This window comes from Affinundibacterium seohonense, assembly GCF_014284305.1.
In the GTDB taxonomy this organism is placed as follows: Bacteria; Pseudomonadota; Gammaproteobacteria; order Burkholderiales; family Burkholderiaceae_D; genus Undibacterium; species Undibacterium seohonense.
This window is the reverse complement of sequence record NZ_JACOFW010000007.1, coordinates 146,330-165,153: the sequence shown is the minus strand read 5'-3', so window position 1 is coordinate 165,153 and position 18,824 is coordinate 146,330. Positions and strand designations below refer to the sequence as shown.

Below are 18,824 nucleotides of genomic sequence, written 5' to 3'. Positions count from 1 at the left end.
GCCTGTTCTGGCGCAAGACAGTCACGTAAGTGAAAAGGAAAGCGAAAGCGGAAGGCTTAGCCCGATGTAGCGTCTTCCAGGGCTGTTCGTATATTCATGACGTCGTCGGTACGCACATCAGTATTCTTTGCATTTAACAAAATAACGATAATCGGCCTGCCAGCAATGGTGGCGCGCATACTGATACAACGTCCTGCATTCTTGGAGTAGCCAGTTTTTGATAAACTGAGGTCCCAATTTTTATCGACGATCAATGGATTCGTGCTTTGGTAGTCGACCACTTTACCGTCACGACGATACTGACCTCCGCTACGGCTAGTCAATTGACGTAGTTGAGGATAGCTAGCGGCTAACTTGACCAAATGCGCCAAATCTCTAGCACTAGACCGGTTATTCGGTGAGATCCCTGTGGCGTCCTCTAAATGCGTTGCACGCAATCCCAAGCTCGCGATTTTCTTTTGTAAGGCAGAAACAAACGCCGCCTTGCCGCCTGGATAGCTTCGTGCCAGAGCCTGCGCCGCTGCATTACTAGATGGAATCAGGCTCAACTCTAATAGCGTTTGCCGCGACAAACTCATCCCTTGGTACAACTTCACTTGGGTATTTTGCCAGCCAGCGACATCGCCCTTATCAAGCGTGATCATCTCGTTCATATCCAACTTCGCATCAAGAGTTACCATCGCGGTCACCAGTTTGCTGAGTGAAGCGATTGGTACCACGCTATCCGCATTTTTTTCCAACAAGACTTTGCCACTTTGTTCATCCATTACCATGACATGCTCAGAACTCGTTTTGACATAGGCACTGAGTAGAATAGGATGCTGAGATGTCGACTTGGCAGGCGCCGCTTGGTCAGGTGCAGCATTGACTTGCGTTTGTAACACCAGAAACAAAGCAGCCACAATACCGAGAACGGGTGCTGCCATTTTCCAATGCCAGGGCTGTACATCCGGACGCACTAAACGTTTGATACGTGACAGTAAATCCCCACCATTGGCGGCCATTGCCGTCTGGGTCAAGCCAGCTATCTGCAATTTATCCAGCGCCTGCAAGGCACGTGCCAAGGGCCACGGCTGACCGAGTATGGACGCTGCCATATCGTCAGCAATAAGCTCTCTTTCCGCTTCTATACGCTTAGAAATCTACCAAACGGCTGGATGATAAAACAGCAGTGACAAGACCAAATTTTGCAGGAAATTTACCGCGAAATCCCAGCGTTTTATATGGGCTAGCTCATGGGCCAGGAGCGCCTCTATCATCTCTGGCGACATTCCAGTCAACAATGAAACAGGCATCACTATCACTGGCGTAACGCAACCATAAGTCACCGGACTTAAAAGATCTTTTTGAAATTTTAAATGTACCTTGCGACGAATCGCAAACTGGTAGGCCATTTGATTGGTGCGTATCTGCCATTGCTGAGCTAAAGCGCCCATGTCATTGCCATGTTGCCCTAAGCGATAGACCCATAATAGTCCCAAAGCTAAACGCAATAACATCAACAGTACGCCGATGCTCCAAATACTAACGACGAGCGGCATCCAAGCCTCAATCCAAGTAGCCAAACTACTTTGTGCGATCCAAATTGGATTCAAGGACGCGCCTAGCTCACTCGCCATTTGAATTGCGCTATGCAGGCTAATGGCTTGCGGATCATGCCATTGTTTTAGCACGCCCAGCGCCGGCCAAAGCAAACAGATCAACATAGCACTACAGGCCACCAGATAACGCCATTGCGGTCTCGTATTGCGGCTAAAGGCCAAGATAATGGCGCAGACACTTGCGATCAACGCACCTTGCCAAACAAAATTTAGTAAGGGCCAACCTAGTAAATCAGTTAAGGAGTCAGCAGGCATCATGATTTCTTTTCATTCTTCAATACTTGCTCGATTTCATCACGCTCTGCCTCTGTCACATGCCCACGCAAAGCGGCCAATATCAAGGCTTTGCCTGAGCCAGCAAAAACTTTTTGTATCATGTCTTTGAGCAGATTCGTTTGCAAAGAATCCTGAGCCTGAGAAGGCGCGTATAAATGCGGGCGCTGACTGTCATCCCGTGTCAGTATGCCCTTCCCATGCATGATTTGCAGATGACGCAAGACGGTAGCATAAGCAAGATCAGGGCGCTCAAGCTGTATGCGTTCATGGGCTTGCTTAGAGTTCATTGGGCCGTATTGCCAGAGTAACTTGAGCAGATTCAGCTCCGATGCAGTCGGTTTGGGAATAGAAATTTTCGTCATAGAGGTAAGTATTTCCAGCAGTGCGATTCGATAGTGAAGGCACTATAAATGCTGTAGAAACTTTTGTCTAGAAATTTTTTTCTACAAAATGCAATGAATGTAATTGCCCTGATGGCGACGCTTTTTCTCCCAAAAAAGTACAAATCCTATGATTAATTTTCTAGCGCAAAACCTGTGGCGCTTGATGTGGCAGTTTTCTGTTATTTAGCATCGCCCACGTCATCGCTGCCATTACCTGAGCATTTTGGATCAAATTATCTTTCGATACATGGTCCACCGTATCGACCTGGCTATGCCAAGTGTGCGAACGATAATCCAGAGGATCTTGGATAGGCGCGAAGGCGGGGATGCCTTGTTCGAAAAAAGCTTGATGATCTGAGCCGCCGCCTGCCGCATAGGTAATGTCAAGATGACTCAATTCTTTGGTCTGTTCTTTCGCTTCGTTCAAGGAAGCAAACCACTCATCGACCTTCATATCCAGAAAGCCCGTGATACGTCCGCCACCAGCGTCTTGCGTCAGCATTGCCTGTATTTTTGGCTGCTCCGCTGCATGCGCTTTCAGATAAGCTTTGCTCCCCAATAGGCCTTGCTCTTCGCCCGAGAACAACACGACTCGCAGCGTACGTTTGGGTTTTAGTTTTAGCGCATGCATAGCTCGCAAAATTTCCATCGTCACTACCGTACCGACACCATTGTCAGTCGCCCCCGTTCCTAAATCCCATGAGTCTTGATGCGCGCCAAGCACCACGGTCTCATCGCTCAATTCTGTACCAGGAAAGTCTGCAACCACGTTATAGGCCTTCACGACATCTTTACTCAAACGTCCACCGAATTCAAACTCTAGCTTCGGTGTAATGCCTCGTGCGACTAGACGCTGCAATAAATTTGCATGCTCTTTGGTGATAATCGCGGCGTTCTTTTTGTAACGAGTATTTGGGCCGCCAAACATATCTTGTATATTGCCCTCTCTGCCAGAGACAAAAAATATCGCCGCGAAGTCCGCTGCGCGTATCGCTTTATTCAATTCATCAGAATATTGTTTGAAGTTTTTTTCTTGTTCCGGAGTCGCTTTGGGTGTCGATAAGGCCAGTACTATTTTCCCTCGCAAACGGGGTGCAATTTCTTTGAATTCGTCTAAAGTCTTCACATTCATGACCACCACTTCCGCGAAGGTTTTGCGCGGACTACTATCGCTCCAGGCTTGCTGCTGAACATCGAGCAGCATGCCATTGGCGTTTAGTAGTCGGACACGTGCTACGCCTCTTGTCCAAGCCCTACCCAACTCGTAGGCTTCTTCATGCACATTAACCGCGCCATAGCTTTTGAGTTTTTCCATCGCCCATTGTTGCGCTTGGCGTAATTGTTGCGAGCCAGTCAGGCGTGGTCCTATGCCGTCACACATTTCTTCTAGATTCAGCATTAATTGATTGTTTTGAGCGATCTCAGCGAATAAGTCTTGGGAGATGTTAGCGCTGGAAGGTTGAACAGCAGTGACTTGCTGCTGGGCATAGCCAATACTAAATGGTAATAAATTTGCGCTCAAAACAAAGAGCACAAGTTTGAGCTTGCGTGAAAAAAGAGTAGTCATAGGAATCACAAGGAAAGGCGGTGAGTAGCAAAATTTTTACTATCGTTGGACGAAAGAGCGCGGCGGAAACACGCTCTTTTCAATCAACATTAACGACTAGGCATATGCGGCATTTTTTTTACCAATTCCGCCAATCCACCTTTATTGCGTGCAGCGATCAGATCATCAATCGCAGGCACACGATTATCAGGACTCTTTGCCACCAGTGATTCATAAGCACGCAACACGCCTTCGACACCTGCCAAGGTTTTAGCCTCGTTATCGGCTTCATTTCTCATAGGGTCTTTGATTTTCTTTTGCAACTGAAAAGCCGCAGTGCTCACCGTATGATGAAAACGCAAGACACGCATCAAATCGCCCTTAGCAACACCATTGTGAAACCAAAATACGCCTTTGTCCGGACCAAACATATAGTCGGGCACATCGTCTGCCCATTTTTGAAACCAACGTCCTTCGGCAGAACTCATGGCAGCTAAAGGATCTTTGTCCGCGACCGCCGCCAGCTTGACTATGCGTTCACCCTCCTCTGCTGTTGCCGGGCCTCGTTCTGCTTGAGCAGCGCCAGTACTAAGCAAACCGCAAGCAACAAAGCTGGTAACTAAGCCAGTAACAAAAAATTGTTTAAAACGACGAAAAAAAGTCATGTTGATTCTCCTGAAAATTTTGTAAATCAAAGAAACGAAAACGATTGAGATGCTGTCCGTTCAGCGAGTCTGGAGAATAATCATTTGAAAAGTATAATTCGATCAATTTCCGATGAAGAGGAATTTTAAGAGGCAAAACATGGTTTTTGGAGTGTGAAAAATAAATCGCAAATTGCAAAATGAGATCATGCTGATGCCAGCGGTATCTATATCAATCTACAGTTGTAGCTCAGCATGGGCATCAACATAAAAAAACCGCTGCAGAACCCAATCTGCAGCGGTTTTCGAAACAACAAAAGTCAAGAACTAAGAACTTAGTGACCCTGCTTATCTAACCAAGCACGAATTGCCGGCACACGTTCCTGTTTCACTTTAGCTTTATAGAGAATGCCCGCAATCACGGTATCGAGTTCACCACGTGCACTTGGGTCGAGGTGACTTTTCGCATACGCATTTAATTTGTCGATCATCTTTGCATCAGAAGATGCGCTAGCGAGTCCTGGGAAGAAACGGCTGCGTGAAGTGGCATCCACTCTGTCATTCACTTTTGCCATATTCGCGATGGCAAAATCAAATGCCAAATCAGGATGATTGCCCGCCACTTGACGGATCATGCCTGCACTGATGGTGAGACCAGGTTCTTCGGTTAGTGCTAAATCTAGTGCGCGTTGCGCCAATACCTTGTCGTCACTCGACGCCAGCAATGTGTAAAGGCTTTGACGAATCAAGGAAGACTTTTCTGCAGCAGCTTTGGCATGCAGAGCATCCCAGGTCTTTTGATCGGCGTTTTCGGCGACGATACCGAGAATCAATAAGCGAAGTGCCGCTGGTGCAGCGCTTGGGTCACTATCCATCGCTGCAAAGCGACGTTGCGCTTCAGCCAGCACACCTGGTTCTCCAAGCGATCCCAGCACAGCAATTAAACTAGCGCGGAAATTCGCTATATACTCTGGCTCTCCTGCCTTAGCTTCCCATCCTAGGTTTTGCATGATGGGCGTTAAACGCTGTAAGGCGAATTGTTTGAAGATTTTTTGACGTGCAGGATCGTCTTTCAGGTAGCCTGACACGGTTGCAAAAGTCGCTGCGATATTCTCCCAGACATGAGAATTCGCAGTCACTGGCGTCACTTTCGCTAAATCCAGATAGGCCGTGATGTCTTGCAGCCCGTTCATGCCGAGTGCCCAACTATCCGTCAAAATACCGACCTGATCAATCGCCGCGACTTGCGAGAAATGTTGTGCCAATTGCGCAAAAACTTTAGGTGCATACAAAGTGCGGTAATACCCCATCTGTCCCGCATTCACTACGACTGTGCCACAAGCTGGCAATTGCAAACTACCCTTGCCGTTGACCACTAAGGTCGTTCCAATGACCTGTGTTCCGGCGATCTGGGCGACGACTGGAACGCGCCAGTGAAGAGGTTTTTTGTTGGGCAAATCTTTGGAGAACTCTCCCTGACGGAGACTGACGATAGCTTTACCATCTTTGCACACGACATCGTCAACATGGATCAAAGGCACGCCCGGTTGCTCGGTGAAATCTTTCGCAATGGCGACAATCGGTTTGCGCGCGGCTTTTTCGACTTCTGTCCATAGGTCGCGCGATTGCGTGTTGCTGTAGGCATGTTTTTTCATATACGCACGGACCGCATCACGCCAGGCATCGGCACCGACATAATTCTCCAACATGCGGATCACCGCCTCACCTTTTTGATACGTGATGGTGTCAAAGGCTTGACTAGCTTGATCCACAGTCTTGATCTTTTGCACGACGGCATGCGTGGTCGCTAAGGCGTCACGACCAATCGCTTGTTCCCGTACGGAGATCGCATTAAATTCTGGTAGCCATTCTGGGTGCAGACGCATCATGGTGCGGTTTTCCATCCACGACGCGAAACCTTCGTTCAACCACAAATCGTCCCACCATTGCATCGTCACCAAATTGCCAAACCATTGATGAGCGGTCTCATGCGCCGCAGTGACAAAGGCGAGCTGTTTATCTGCATGAGTCGAGATACTTGGATCGAGCAGAATTGAACTTTCAAACGTAAAAATAGCGCCCCAGTTCTCCATCGCACTAAAGAATTGGCTGCTGCCTGGTGCTGCGACATTGTCCAACTTCGGTAAGGGGTAACGGATGCAGAAGTAATCATTGAACTCGCGCAAAATACCTTTGGATTCTTCCAAGACATAGCGTGCTTGATCCAGACTACCGCGCTTGGCAATGACGCCAATTTCGGTTCCTTCCGCCATCACGGTTGCACGTTCAAAATCACCAACGCTCAAAAATAGTAAATAGGTCGACATCTTGGGTGACGTGCCGAATTTGACCAGACTGGTGCCATTGCCTAAATCGGTTTTTGATTGCACTGGCATATTACTGACTGCCAACTGCGCGCTCGGCACGATCACTTCTAAATTGAACGTCGCTTTGTGAATCGGTTCATCCCAAGATGGGATCACGCGTCGTGCATCAGAATTTTCAAACTGGGTATAGAGTGCGCGTTGCTTGCCTTCGGCATTTTCATAATCGAGCGAAAATAAACCGACAGCTTGGGTACCGATCACGCCGTCATATTCTAACTCCAACTTGTAAGCGCCTTTTTGCAGCGCTTTGGCAAAGGTAAAGCTAGCGGTTTGTGCTTCCACATTGAGCTTAATTTTTGCGTCGCTACTGATCAAGCGACCATCGCTAGCAAATAACCGAACTTTCTTAAAACGTAGATCCGTGGCGTTTAATGTGATGGTGCGATTGGCTTGCAAGAGGTGTAAACTTATCGCCACCTTACCGCTAAAGCTTGCGTCTTTTGCGTTGGGCGTTAATGACACATCGTAATGCACTGGTCGCACGCCTCGCGGCAGCTGCGTCGTCACTTTACTAAAATCAAGCTGAATATGCTTATTTGCTGACGCAGATTCCGCTGCAAGACTCGGCAAGCTGCTCCAAGTTGCGAGCGCGCAAATTGCCGTAGAAATCAATGTTCGTTTCATGCTTTCCCTTACTTCTGTTATTTTTTATGTTTATCTATGTTTAGCGCAATGAATTATTGCTAACGCTTAGTCAACATCAATCGCACAGAAGTTCCCCAAAACACCACGCTTAGTCCAGACTCGCTGTACGATATGGATTGACTTCAGCGGCACTCACCACACTTCCCCGATTACCCCAGGCATTACGTGTGTAGCTCAACACCAAAGCGACTTCACCGTCGTCTAAAAACGGTGCAAACGGCGGCATGCTGTAGGGGCGAGGGTTGGCCTTCGTTACTGGCGCAAAGCCGCCCGCCAAAATCATGCGGATAGGATTGCTCAAAGACTTGGTTTGTAAGGAGGCATTACCGCGCAATGCCGGATAAATGCCAGCTTGCCCTTCACCATTTTTACCATGGCATTCGGCACATTGCGCGCGATAAATCACTTCGCCACGTAACATGATGTCTTGCATTTGTTCTTTACTCACTGCGGTTCGGGTGATTGCCTGATCCAACAAATCTGGCGCTGCTTGCACTTGCTGCGGCAAAGCACGTAAGTAGTTTGCCATCGCACTAGCATCCTTATCACTCAAGTGCTGCAAACTCTGGCTGACCACCTCGGCCATTGGTCCATTGACACTACTGTGGCGATTCACACCGTGTTGCAGTAATTGCGCAAGATCCTGATTCGTCCATTGCGAGACATTCAGTTCATCTTTCGCGGTTAATGAGGGTGCGTACCAGCCAATGCCCGCCATCTCGCCACCAGAAAAATCCGCGCTGCCGCCATTTGCGCCCAAACCATTGCGACTACTATGACAAGCACTGCAATGCGCAAGACCACGGGTCAAATAGGCACCGCGATTCCACTCCGAACTCTGATCCGATTGCGGCTTCAATTCGCCGGGCTGGAAATACATCGCACGCCACAATGCCAAGCCAAACGCTTGGTTATAAGGAAAAGCGAGGCTATGCTCGCGCTTGCTTTGCGATACCGCTGGCTGTGACTGCAAATAGGCAAACATCGCATCCGCATCACTGCGCGTGATATGGGTGTAATTCGTAAACGGAAAGGCTGGGTACAACAAACGCCCATCTTTGCTCTTACCATTATGCAGGGCATTCCAAAAATCTTCTGCCGTCCAATTGCCGATACCGGTCTGCTTGTCTGGCGTGATGTTTGGTGTGACAAACTGACCAAACTCCGACTGCATGATCCTGCCACCAGCAAAGGGCGCACCACCGCGAGCGGTATGGCAAGCCATACAATCTGCTATTTTTACCAGATAGGCACCATGTTCCAAAACAGGCAACTTCTCGTCTGCAGAGGACAAGCTTGATGTCGACGTAAGTGGCGCGGCTTGATAGGCGTCGCCTAATTGATAACCGTACCACGCGAATAGCAGCACCGCCACCACACCACTAACGAGAAGTAATTTCAGTACTGTCCAAATCGATTTGATCGTCATTTTCATGGTTTCACGCTCCCGCATGCCACTGGCAATGTAAATCCAGTGGGCTGTTCAGGCGCTTTTGTTTGTGCGGGTAAAGTCTGCATTGCCAGCCACGCTGACACTGCCGCGATGTCATTGGCATCTAATTGTTTTGCGACACTCTGCATACAATCTGGCGCTGCTGCATGTCGGCTGCCGGTTTGCCATGCACCTAATTGCGCCACCAAATAATCACGCGGCAAACCTAAGAGACCAGGGATAAATGGTGCAAGTCCAGTCATCTTATCGCCATGACAGGCAATGCACGCCGGCAGCTTTTTATTAGTGTCACCCAGCTTCACTAAGTCACGTCCGCGCGCTAGCATGTCGGCGGATGCAGCATTGGCTTGCGGAGCGGCATACGGGGGGTTTAGCTCAGAAAAGTAATTCGCGATTTCCTGCAGATAGGCATCATTCAAATGCGCGACCATATAAGTCATCATGGGATAAACGCGCTTGCCTTCTCGAAAATTACGCAATTGATTCAATAGATAACCAGCTGGTTTGCCAGCAATACGTGGATAAAAACCATCCGTCGTGGCGCGTCCTTCTTGTCCATGACAGGCCACACAGGCTTTGACTCTTTGCTGCAAAGTATCAGGAATGGTCTGTGCATTGGCGGTCGTCATGCTACCGAGCACGATCGCCACACTCGCTACAAATAAGCTACCCAACAAAGTTGCGTGAACATTCTTCAACATTCTCATTCGCATATTTTTAAATCCTCAAAAGCCAAGACGCCTGCTGTTTGCACTTTACGAACCAACTCGGTTGTAAAGCACATCCAACAAGCGTCTTGGGTATTACGTAGTATGTACTGATGACTCTTGAGATGACACGATCCGATAATAATCGCGTCGACAGTCGATATCTCAATTCATCTCTTTACTCTTGGCACTGGCACGTGAAATCGTTTTGTCGGCCAAACGCTTGCTCGATTTTGCTAATTCAATTTCGTCACTCAAGATATGAGCAGCTTCGATCAAATATACATCTTTGGCTTCTTTGCTGGCTTTCTCAGCGGCTAACTCAGCAGCCAGACTACGCTCACTACCTTGCAGTCCATCATCTTGTGTTGGCAACTTATTGGCATCGGCTTTACCAGCACCTTTTGTTTTGCCGTCCAGAGCTGCACGGATCGCTTCACGCTCTTTGCTTTTCTTCTCACGCAAATCGCGTTCGGTACGACGTTCTTCTTCGTTCAAAGAAATAACTTTGTTCTCTTTTTGCTTTTTAAATTCAGCAATATCTTCTTTAATGAATTGGAACTCTTTATCTTTTGCGATGCGCATTTCGTGACGTACTTGCAGCATGCCTTGTACGTCTTTCAAATTACCGATGGCATGATAATTGGCTGGCTTGATTTGCACCCATGGCAGCGCATTGTCATAGCTAGATTCGCCATAACTGTCCGCATCCGTGAAACTAGGATAGGCGATATCGGGTGTCACGCCACGCAATTGCGTGGTACCGCCATTGACGCGGAAAAATTGCGCCACGGTCATTTTCAGATCGCCGTATTGTGGCTTGTCGCTGCGTGCCATTTGATCCAGACTAATGACAGTTTGCACAGTGCCTTTACCGAAACTGTTTTCGCCAATAATCAAACCACGACCATAGTCTTGAATTGCCGCTGCAAAAATCTCTGATGCCGAAGCAGAGCCACGATTGATCATCACACCTAATGGACCATCCCAAGCCACCACGCCAGCGCTGTCATTCTCGACATGCACTTTGCCTTGGGAATTCCGTTGCTGCACCACAGGGCCTTTACCGATGAACAAGCTAGTCAACTCGACCGCTTCATTCAATGAGCCACCGCCGTTGTCGCGTAAATCGATCAAGACGCTATCAACTTTTTCTTTCTTCAACTCACCCAAGAGTTTAGCAACGTCACGCGTTGCGCTCTTAAAGTCTTTATCGCCACGACGACGTGCGTCAAAGTCTTGGTAAAAAGTTGGCAAAGCGATGACACCAATACGACGAGTCCCATCGGCTGTCTTCACTTCTTGAATCGATTTTTTTGCAGCTTGCTGCTCTAAGGTGATTTTATTTCTGACCAAAACCACCGTTTTATGCGCGCCATCTGGACCGGCATCAGCTGGCAAGACATCTAACAACACCGTCGTATCTTTCGGGCCGCGAATCAACTTCACGACATCATCTAGACGCCAGCCCATCACATCAACCGGTGTACCGTTAGCGCCTTGACCAACGCCGACGATACGATCACCGACTTTCAACTTACCAGACAAAGCAGCTGGGCTGCCAGGCACCATCTCGCGCACAGTCGCCATTTCGTCACGATCTTGCAAAGTCGCACCGATACCACTCATCGACAGGCGCATCGCGATATCAAAATCTTCGGCGGCTTTTGGCCCAAGATAATTTGTATGCGGCTCCACCGACATGGCATAGGCATTCATAAAGAGTTGAAACACATCTTCACTCTTTAACTTGTTCATGCGAGTGAGCGTTGTTTCGTAGCGTTTTTCCAAAGTCGTCTTGATGGCTGCGGCATCCTTGCCCGCCAATTTCAAGCGCAACCAATCATTCTTAACCCGCTGACGCCACAGATCGCGCATCTGCGCTTCGGTCTGAGGCCAAGGCTCTTTTTCACGCTGATAGCGATAGCCCTCTTTTTGAGAGAAATCAAATTCTGTACCTAATAATTCACGCGCATAAGTCAAACGCTCTTTGAAGCGCTGATGATAAAGATTGAACATCGCAAACGGTGTCCTCAGATCTTGTCCCAAAATCGCATCATCCATTTTGTCGCGTGCAGCAGAAAATTTGTCGATATCCGCTTGTATGAAAAAAATTCTATCGCCATCTAAGGATTTTAAATAACGATCAAAAATCTTCTCCGACATCGCATCGTCTAAGGGCGTAGCTTTGTAGTGAAAACGGGTAAAAAATTCGGCGGTCATATTTGCCGCCTGAATTTGTTGCGGCAAGGGCTGGAAATTTAATGGGGCTTTTGCCGCATTACTAACATCAGGCGTTGCAGCAGCAGATACTGGACTAGATTCCGCAATGGCAAAATGGGTAGAAACTGCCAAGGCGATGGCCAACCCTAACAAAGTCTTTTTCATGTTCTTTCTCCAATGATTCGTATTGCGATGGACACTTTGACGGGCACTTTCATAGTGTGCAATAACAATGAATACTTTTAAATAGCAAAATACGAATATTTTTTATCTCTTTCGCAAAATTCTCGCACTCTATCAGCAAGAGCTGCGTTTTAAGTTGAACAAGCATATCACTTGTTGAGAATTCGCACAGCTAGCTACCGCAAGAGTTCTAGGGGTTTTTCACGCTATTTTGTAACGAGTTGTTGTTATGACCTGTGAGGGTTTCTAAAGTTCCTAACGAGTTCCAAGCCTTCAAAGGCAATTCAACGCTATTAGGATTTGGCGTGTATTTGAAAAACCTGGATAGCAATAATCAAACTATTGCTACGCAGGAGTGTAAGTTGGAGAAGCGTAGTGGGCGACGTCGATGATGTATGAAGTCACTTAAATTTTCGAAACTCTTTGCTCACCTAGGTACCCGTACCATATACACCATTAGTGGATAGCAAATATTTCAGAACCTTTTGATCATTCATCGCAATCTAGTCTTTCCAATTCAGCGGTTTTAATAAATCTTGCTAATTTTTTCTCAATCCAAGGGCTCGTTTTGCTAATTCTTGAATATCATCACCAGCATGAGAATCAAGTTCTGAAACTTTGCGCGCAAATTGATTTGGCAGATAAACTACATGTTCAAAATCACCAAGTTTGCGTTGCTGTGCGTATGGTATTTTGTCGTTCACTGGACGGAAAGCGATTACCAAACCAAGGTTAGTTTGGTCAGAAATTTTCGACTTCTTGACCACTCCTGTAATGCTATCAAATGACATAAAGTCAATCCCATAAAAAATATCCTTAAAGAAACTTTCATTGTAAATTTCACTCAACTGAATCGTAGTTTTATCTTCAGACAACAAATACAATCCAACCTGAGATGCCTTAAAGATAGGCTTCACGCCAGGTTTAGGGTTTTGTTGATTTTTCTTTCGAACTTTTTCCTGATCAAACATGTTATTTGAGATCAGGAAAACACTAGGCAAAATCGCAGGCATGTAATAGGGAAGATCATTTTCTTTTGGTAACTTGACCTCACCTTTAATATAAATCTCAAAGCGCAACGACCTCGCTTTATTGCAGACTTCCACGCGATCTCCCCATCCACAAATCTCTTCATCTTGCTCTTCACGGATCTTGACGGCAACTGCCTCTGCGCCTTTTAAATCTGGATCAATGAAGGCTTCTGGCATACAATATTTCGCAGCAAACTCAGGTGTCACCACCCAAATCCAAGGATCTTTGGTATAGCGCACGCGCCCAGGCCTTGGCCCGCCATAGTGACCGTTAGGGCAACTCCGATAACTCTGTTCCAGTTTTTGTCGCTCTTTGACTTCATTCGACTTCGTATCCACTACGGCAGCTTTCGTGCTACTGATTTTTTGCAAAGGGTGTGATTGCGAACTCGAACTCAATATCACGAAAAAAACAAAAATTTTATTCAAAAAAAACCGCGTATCGTAGGCGCGACTCCATACACTTTTACGCATTTATTTCTCCCATGGTATCTAGCGCCGTAGGTGCGATTAGCATCGCGTAATCGCACGCATGTCATCTTTCGCCTCCAGCCATATTCAAATGAACATCGCGAACCACATTCTAGATCAACTTTACAAACCGATTACACTAAATTTCATCATTTGAAACATCGCCGTTTTCATACGTGCGATTACGCGATGCTAATCGCACCTACAAAGAGATTGTTTCGCTATAAAATCGGACGACGGTGAATAACGGCTATTGAAAAAAACCACACACGATCATCTAACCGAAGCGTGTTTTGCGGCTTTGATCCTGTATCAATTTTCATTTTTAGAGATCAGCTTTTTTCGGAGAATCGAAAAAGCGTGTTGTACTGTCTGAGCATCGATCAGCAACGATTGCATGTCCAGAAATCACAGGTGAGAACACGACAACAAGTCGCAAATCAATGAAGCACTTCAAACTTAGTCAACACTTGCGTAGTCTGACATAGCTCAGGCCTACGTGCTTCCCACGAAAGCAACCACGATGGTATGTCACCAACCGGTAATACCTTAGAAATGAAGTAACCTTGCGCGACGTCGCAGGCTTTATCTTTTAAGAAGTCCCAATCCGCTCTATCTTCAACGCCTTCTGCAACGGCTTCCATGTGCAATTGCTTCGCTAGACCCAAACTAGCGTCAAAGGCGGCGCAACGGGTGGCGTCGATGTGCGCACCGTGGACGAATCGCTGATCTATTTTTAATTCATCGAACGGGATCGCTGTCAATTGACTGAGCGATGAATTACCAGTCCCAAAATCATCGATCGACAAGCGAAATCGATTGATATGTAAGCGCGTAAGTATCTCTAAAGGTATTCTCAAGTCATCGGCGTGATAACTCTCGGTTACCTCAAGCTCCAGCATCTGTGGTTCAAGGCGTGCTGCCAAGGTCATCGACAAAATCTGATCGAGAAAACGCAATGAGGCTAGATTTTTCATGGAGATATTGACGGCAACGCGCCATAGCTTGCCCGCATCTTGCCACTCACGTGCTTGTTTCAAGGCGCTCTGCAACACTTGCAAAGTCATCTCATCGACCATATCAAATTCTTCCGCAACGCTAATAAATTGGTCAGGGAAAAGTAAGCCTTGGGTTGGACTATTCCAACGCACCAATGTTTCGAATCCGACGACTTCGCCGGTTTGCAGATTAACCTTGGGTTGATAATAATTGATCAGCTCACCATCAGCAATCGCAGCGCGCAGTGTCTCTGGATTCACTTTCGATAGCGGTGCCACTTCTTGGCTCGGTACCGAGGTCGACCAAGTCTCAAAGATGTCTTGCAATGCGCTTCGATTGATCGGCTTGATGAGGATGCCGATGCAACGAAGGTAACGCGCTGCTCAGAGAAATTTGTTTTCTCTCGTGCCATTTATGACGCCATCCCAGCACATCAAACTGGGCTCTTGGCAAACAACTATTCGGATATGCTGGTCATTACCATCGTGTACTAGGGACAGTTGTATATCGTGATCTATGTAAATACTGTCTGGTCGATTCAATGAATTCTAGATTAATCGACTGCCGACACAAAACAAATCGCTATTGCATTTATTGACTGTCGGATCGACGCGACCATCGCTGAAACCGACAATGATCGCGTTTGGGAATGTCGCGTCATTATTCAAAACATAGGCGTTGGTGCCAGTATGGGAAATGGATTATTACCATCACGCACATGCATCACAACGTAAGTCTTGGCATCGCTAGCTTCACAACCCAATAGAAGCCGCACATCAGTCTGAAAACCCGTTCCTGCATTGGTCGATTTGATTTTAGAATTTTCAACTTTGAGCGACGACAGGTTCGTATTAACAAACTTTTTACGATACTGCATCGGGGTGAAAACTGAGAGTCATGCGACTAGAGTAAAGTAATAAAAATACCAAGCAATCTTGTTGTATAAATACATGAAAAAATAAAAAATGTTTGCGGTAGTTTCGCGACAAGTTTATCTTTTTCCTTATTTTACGGACACGAAAAGCGCAAGCCCTCCTTACGATTACAGCTATTGGTGCTAATATTACTCTCAGGAAAACAACGCCAATCAAGTTAACTCAATAAAGGATCGTTTATGCTCTCTCAGATGAGCATAGCAAAACGGCTATATTTAGTTTCTTTTGTCCTCATTTTTGCATTAGGCATAGTCGCCATTGATGCATGGGTTTCCCTCAAAGGAATCAAGAGCTTAGTCATTCAAACCGAAGAAAAGCGAGTACCGCAGTTAATGCAAATTGCGGCAATCGAGTTGAATGTCACACGGACATCACTCCTACTAAGACATGCAATATTGGCTAGAACACCTGAAGAGCTAGACACGACATTCAAAGAAATCAAAGAAAAGCGTCAAATTATCGATGCCACATTAAAGGAATTTGAAAGCGGTGTTTTTACGGATGAAGGTCGTACTTTCATTAACAAGTTCAAACCTGTTGTTGGGGCCTTTTGGGTCGTTGGGGAAAAGAATATTCAACTGATCTCCGAAGGAAAAAAAGATGAAGCTTTCGAATTTTTGGTGAACCAAACTATTCCTGCACGAAACATTCTGCTTGTCGCAAGTGGTGAAGAAAAAACACGGCAAAGTAAGCAACTGAAAGTCGAGTTAGGTAATTTTGCAAAAGAAGCCGATACAACGAGCTACCAGATCGTCGGTCTAGTAATGTTGGTTGCGATCGGATTGACTGTATTTTCCGGCTATTTAGCACGTGTGCTGCGCTCTAGAGTTCAAGTTTCGCAACAAATAGCAGAGCGAGTGCGCGATGGTGACTTAGTCCATTCGATCGATGATGATTTCAAGGATGAGTTTAGTCCACTCCTGGCATCCTTGAAGGCAATGCAAAAATCCTTGACCCAAATTGTTACAAAGGTGAGAAATTCATCTGACGGCGTCGCCAGCTCTAGCGCCGAAATTGCGTCCGGCAATGAAGACTTAAGCACTCGAACAGAAGCCCAAGGGCATGCACTTGATAAGACCATTGACGCGATGGCGCAATTAAGTTCGACAGTAAGACAAAATGCCGACAATGCGCAACAGGCCAATCAGTTGGCCTCATCGGCTGCGGAGGTTGCCGCCAATGCGGGCAAAGCTGTGTCCGAGGTAGTAGAAACGATGAAAGGCATTAATGCAGCGTCAAATAAAATCTCTGACATCATTAGTGTCATCGATAGCATCGCTTTTCAAACTAACATTCTGGCGTTAAACGCCGCGGTCGAAGCCGCACGAGCTGGCGAACAAGGACGAGGCTTTGCAGTGGTCGCATCGGAAGTCAGAAACTTAGCTGGGCGTTCTGCCAATGCGGCAAAAGAAATTAAACAATTAATTAGCGACAGTGTTGAACGTGTCAATCAGGGGTCCGCATTAGTCGATCAAGCCGGAACTACGATGGAGAAGGTAGTTCGCTCGATTTCGCGTGTCAATCTCATTATGGCGGAAATCAGCAATGCAAGCGCTGAGCAATCACATGGCGTTGTGCGAGTCGGCGAAGCTGTCAATGATATTGAATCTAGTACACAACAGAACGCTGCATTAGTCGAAGAAATGTCCTCCGCAGCATTGAGTCTAAGAACCCAAGCGCAAGAGTTAATTACAGCCGTTTCGGCTTTCAAACTACCTTAAACACGAAGCTTTCCTCTACCACTTAATCCGGGATTGAAATGGCGATCATGTGATGCTCGTCGCGCCTACTAATGTGGTTAATGCTAGCCCTAGCCACAGGCGCGAACCAGATTATGGCGATTTGACCGCAGCAATCTCGGTTTCAAACAACCAAAGCATAGCCCGACGATAAGTCTCACCTATCGTTGCAGCATGTGTGCCACCGTCAATCTTGATTAGATTGACCGCCCAAGGAGCATCAGCGCGGGATGACCATGTTGTACCCCACTCTGTTGCATTACGCTGTCTTAGTTCGGTATCGCGCGTGCCGGAAGCGATGGCGAGCTTTAGGTCTTTTCTGGTGTGACCTGCCGCAGCTTCAAAAAAACGTACTCGACCTGGCGCTAAGGCTGGATTACTGGCAATGCGTCCCCAGAATAAGTCCGGGTCTTCCAGCGCCGACCACAATACAAAATAACCACCGCGCGATTGTCCGACCAGTACGCGTTTGGCTGCGTTGGCACGAAATTGATTTTCAATTTTGGGTATCAGTTCGCTTTTCAAAAAAGCTAAAAAGCGTGGCGCACCATCTTCGCCTGGCTTAGCGTCAGCTGCGGGGGCGTTAAAGTCGATGTCGCGTTTATTGATCGCCGGATCAAAGCTGCCATAGCTGATGCCAACAATGATCGCTTCTGGCAATTTTTCGTCAAGGTTCAGAAAAAGATGCGTCGGTGCTAGTAGCGGAAACAGACTATCGCCATCGAGCACATACACCACAGGATAGGTCTTGGCATCGCTGGCTTGATAGTCCAGCGGAAGTCGTACATTGATATGAAAATCTCTGCCTACATGGGTCGATTTAATTTTGAAATAATCGCCTTGTAATGATGGAAGATGATTGTCATGCTGCAAGGCTTGCGTAGTTGCAGGCGCTTGATACGATGTTGAGGCACATGCGCTAACAAGAACGCTGAAAACAAGGGTAAGGACGATTTTCATTTATGGACGTATCATGAAGATTGATTGTTTTACTGGTCTAATAATTCTCAAATTTTCATCAGAACCAAAGTGAATGCTCGCCGAATTCAACAAGATCACTCCAGTGCGATTATGCGATATAAGTCACCCCTACAACAAAATTATTGTGTGATGATTAGAGTATGAAGTGCATGGGAAAGCGATGAAAACCCTGAAAGTGTCATGACATTTATTTGCCCCTACAAACTTCGTATTCTCGTCTTTCGTCCATGCAAGCGGCTCCTCTCTTGGTGCCTTAGTGGCTGCCGCATTTGCTATAAATCAGCAATTGCGATTCCTATTTAGCATTGGATTTCCATTGGTAGTCGGTGATATTACCAACGTCTTTTTTGCTGTCATGACCACTCTAGTTGAATGCTGCAGACATAAGCGCGGCTTATCTTCCTATGGTATTTTTGCCGGGAACGGCGGCGAGGATTTACGCGCGTGATAGGTACAAATTAAAAAATGACATGGAAATGAAGCATGACCGGAGCAACTTTTTGCGCCGGGCTTGGGCAGACCGGCGAGTAATGCTTGCCGCAAATTACTCGCCTGCTAGCTACCTAGCCTAGGTCAGGGCCCAAGACACATTGCTGCTTGTTCGGCCCCATACCGACTGT

The 18,824-nt window shown here is 46.9% G+C and carries 14 protein-coding genes; 1 reads left to right on the top strand and 13 read right to left on the bottom strand.

The genetic code is table 11. The annotated features are described in order from the left end of the window. Window positions 1-56: 56 nt before the first annotated feature. The 12 genes from H8K52_RS08775 to H8K52_RS08720 form a co-directional block, all read right to left on the bottom strand. Complete coding sequence (locus H8K52_RS08775; protein WP_186922518.1) at window positions 57-1,097, bottom strand: serine hydrolase; 1,041 nt, start codon at window positions 1,095-1,097, stop codon at window positions 57-59. A gap of 45 nt (window positions 1,098-1,142) precedes the next feature. Beyond that, entirely contained in the window at window positions 1,143-1,859 is a 717-nt protein-coding gene (locus H8K52_RS08770; RefSeq protein WP_222613738.1) for a M56 family metallopeptidase, read from the bottom strand. Then, entirely contained in the window at window positions 1,856-2,239 is a 384-nt protein-coding gene (locus H8K52_RS08765) for a BlaI/MecI/CopY family transcriptional regulator (protein ID WP_186922516.1), read from the bottom strand. Before H8K52_RS08765 ends, H8K52_RS08770 begins: the two co-directional genes overlap by 4 nt. Window positions 2,240-2,399: 160 nt before the next feature. Beyond that, window positions 2,400-3,827 carry a M20/M25/M40 family metallo-hydrolase gene (locus tag H8K52_RS08760; RefSeq protein WP_186922515.1) on the bottom strand — a complete coding sequence of 476 codons (1,428 nt, stop codon included), beginning with the start codon at window positions 3,825-3,827 and terminating at the stop codon, window positions 2,400-2,402. 89 nt (window positions 3,828-3,916) lie between these two features. Further along, window positions 3,917-4,471 (bottom strand): hypothetical protein, encoded by a 555-nt coding sequence (locus H8K52_RS08755; RefSeq protein WP_186922514.1) that lies wholly within the window; start codon window positions 4,469-4,471, stop codon window positions 3,917-3,919. A gap of 314 nt (window positions 4,472-4,785) precedes the next feature. Next, complete coding sequence (locus H8K52_RS08750) at window positions 4,786-7,461, bottom strand: M1 family metallopeptidase (protein WP_186922513.1); 2,676 nt, start codon at window positions 7,459-7,461, stop codon at window positions 4,786-4,788. Between the two features lie 109 nt (window positions 7,462-7,570). Then, entirely contained in the window at window positions 7,571-8,917 is a 1,347-nt protein-coding gene (locus tag H8K52_RS08745; RefSeq protein WP_186922512.1) for a c-type cytochrome, read from the bottom strand. Continuing rightward, window positions 8,914-9,636, bottom strand: a complete 723-nt coding sequence (locus H8K52_RS08740; protein WP_186922511.1) for a c-type cytochrome — start codon at window positions 9,634-9,636, stop codon at window positions 8,914-8,916. Before H8K52_RS08740 ends, H8K52_RS08745 begins: the two co-directional genes overlap by 4 nt. Window positions 9,637-9,807: 171 nt before the next feature. Then, window positions 9,808-12,030 carry a carboxy terminal-processing peptidase gene (locus H8K52_RS08735; protein ID WP_186922510.1) on the bottom strand — a complete coding sequence of 741 codons (2,223 nt, stop codon included), beginning with the start codon at window positions 12,028-12,030 and terminating at the stop codon, window positions 9,808-9,810. A gap of 557 nt (window positions 12,031-12,587) precedes the next feature. Further along, a complete protein-coding gene (locus H8K52_RS08730) occupies window positions 12,588-13,319 on the bottom strand; it encodes a hypothetical protein (RefSeq protein ID WP_222613737.1) in 732 nt (243 codons plus the stop codon). A 671-nt stretch (window positions 13,320-13,990) separates the two neighbouring features. Further along, window positions 13,991-14,875, bottom strand: a complete 885-nt coding sequence (locus H8K52_RS08725; RefSeq protein WP_222613736.1) for an EAL domain-containing protein — start codon at window positions 14,873-14,875, stop codon at window positions 13,991-13,993. Window positions 14,876-15,213: 338 nt separating this feature from the next. Further along, window positions 15,214-15,426, bottom strand: coding sequence for a hypothetical protein (locus H8K52_RS08720; RefSeq protein ID WP_186922508.1), 213 nt, complete (start codon window positions 15,424-15,426; stop codon window positions 15,214-15,216). A 237-nt stretch (window positions 15,427-15,663) separates the two neighbouring features. Between H8K52_RS08720 and H8K52_RS08715 the strand changes: the two genes are divergently transcribed. Then, the gene (locus tag H8K52_RS08715; RefSeq protein ID WP_186922507.1) at window positions 15,664-17,205 is read left to right on the top strand and encodes a methyl-accepting chemotaxis protein; all 1,542 of its coding nucleotides are present in this window, start codon (window positions 15,664-15,666) and stop codon (window positions 17,203-17,205) included. Window positions 17,206-17,316: 111 nt separating this feature from the next. Here H8K52_RS08715 and H8K52_RS08710 read toward each other — a convergent pair whose 3' ends face one another. Further along, window positions 17,317-18,183, bottom strand: a complete 867-nt coding sequence (locus tag H8K52_RS08710) for an alpha/beta hydrolase (protein WP_186922506.1) — start codon at window positions 18,181-18,183, stop codon at window positions 17,317-17,319. Window positions 18,184-18,824: the final 641 nt, after the last annotated feature.

What these genes read in the sequence shown, in the direction of transcription:
- H8K52_RS08770 (WP_222613738.1), bottom strand. Translation starts at nt 1,859, where the DNA reads ATGATGCCTGCTGACTCCTTAACTGATTTACTAGGTTGGCCCTTACTA.
- H8K52_RS08735 (WP_186922510.1), bottom strand. Translation starts at nt 12,030, where the DNA reads ATGAAAAAGACTTTGTTAGGGTTGGCCATCGCCTTGGCAGTTTCTACC.
- H8K52_RS08775 (WP_186922518.1), bottom strand. Translation starts at nt 1,097, where the DNA reads ATGGCAGCGTCCATACTCGGTCAGCCGTGGCCCTTGGCACGTGCCTTG.
- H8K52_RS08745 (WP_186922512.1), bottom strand. Translation starts at nt 8,917, where the DNA reads ATGAAAATGACGATCAAATCGATTTGGACAGTACTGAAATTACTTCTC.
- H8K52_RS08760 (WP_186922515.1), bottom strand. Translation starts at nt 3,827, where the DNA reads ATGACTACTCTTTTTTCACGCAAGCTCAAACTTGTGCTCTTTGTTTTG.
- H8K52_RS08765 (WP_186922516.1), bottom strand. Translation starts at nt 2,239, where the DNA reads ATGACGAAAATTTCTATTCCCAAACCGACTGCATCGGAGCTGAATCTG.
- H8K52_RS08740 (WP_186922511.1), bottom strand. Translation starts at nt 9,636, where the DNA reads ATGTTGAAGAATGTTCACGCAACTTTGTTGGGTAGCTTATTTGTAGCG.
- H8K52_RS08755 (WP_186922514.1), bottom strand. Translation starts at nt 4,471, where the DNA reads ATGACTTTTTTTCGTCGTTTTAAACAATTTTTTGTTACTGGCTTAGTT.
- H8K52_RS08750 (WP_186922513.1), bottom strand. Translation starts at nt 7,461, where the DNA reads ATGAAACGAACATTGATTTCTACGGCAATTTGCGCGCTCGCAACTTGG.
- H8K52_RS08710 (WP_186922506.1), bottom strand. Translation starts at nt 18,183, where the DNA reads ATGAAAATCGTCCTTACCCTTGTTTTCAGCGTTCTTGTTAGCGCATGT.
- H8K52_RS08715 (WP_186922507.1), top strand. Translation starts at nt 15,664, where the DNA reads ATGCTCTCTCAGATGAGCATAGCAAAACGGCTATATTTAGTTTCTTTT.
- H8K52_RS08720 (WP_186922508.1), bottom strand. Translation starts at nt 15,426, where the DNA reads ATGCAGTATCGTAAAAAGTTTGTTAATACGAACCTGTCGTCGCTCAAA.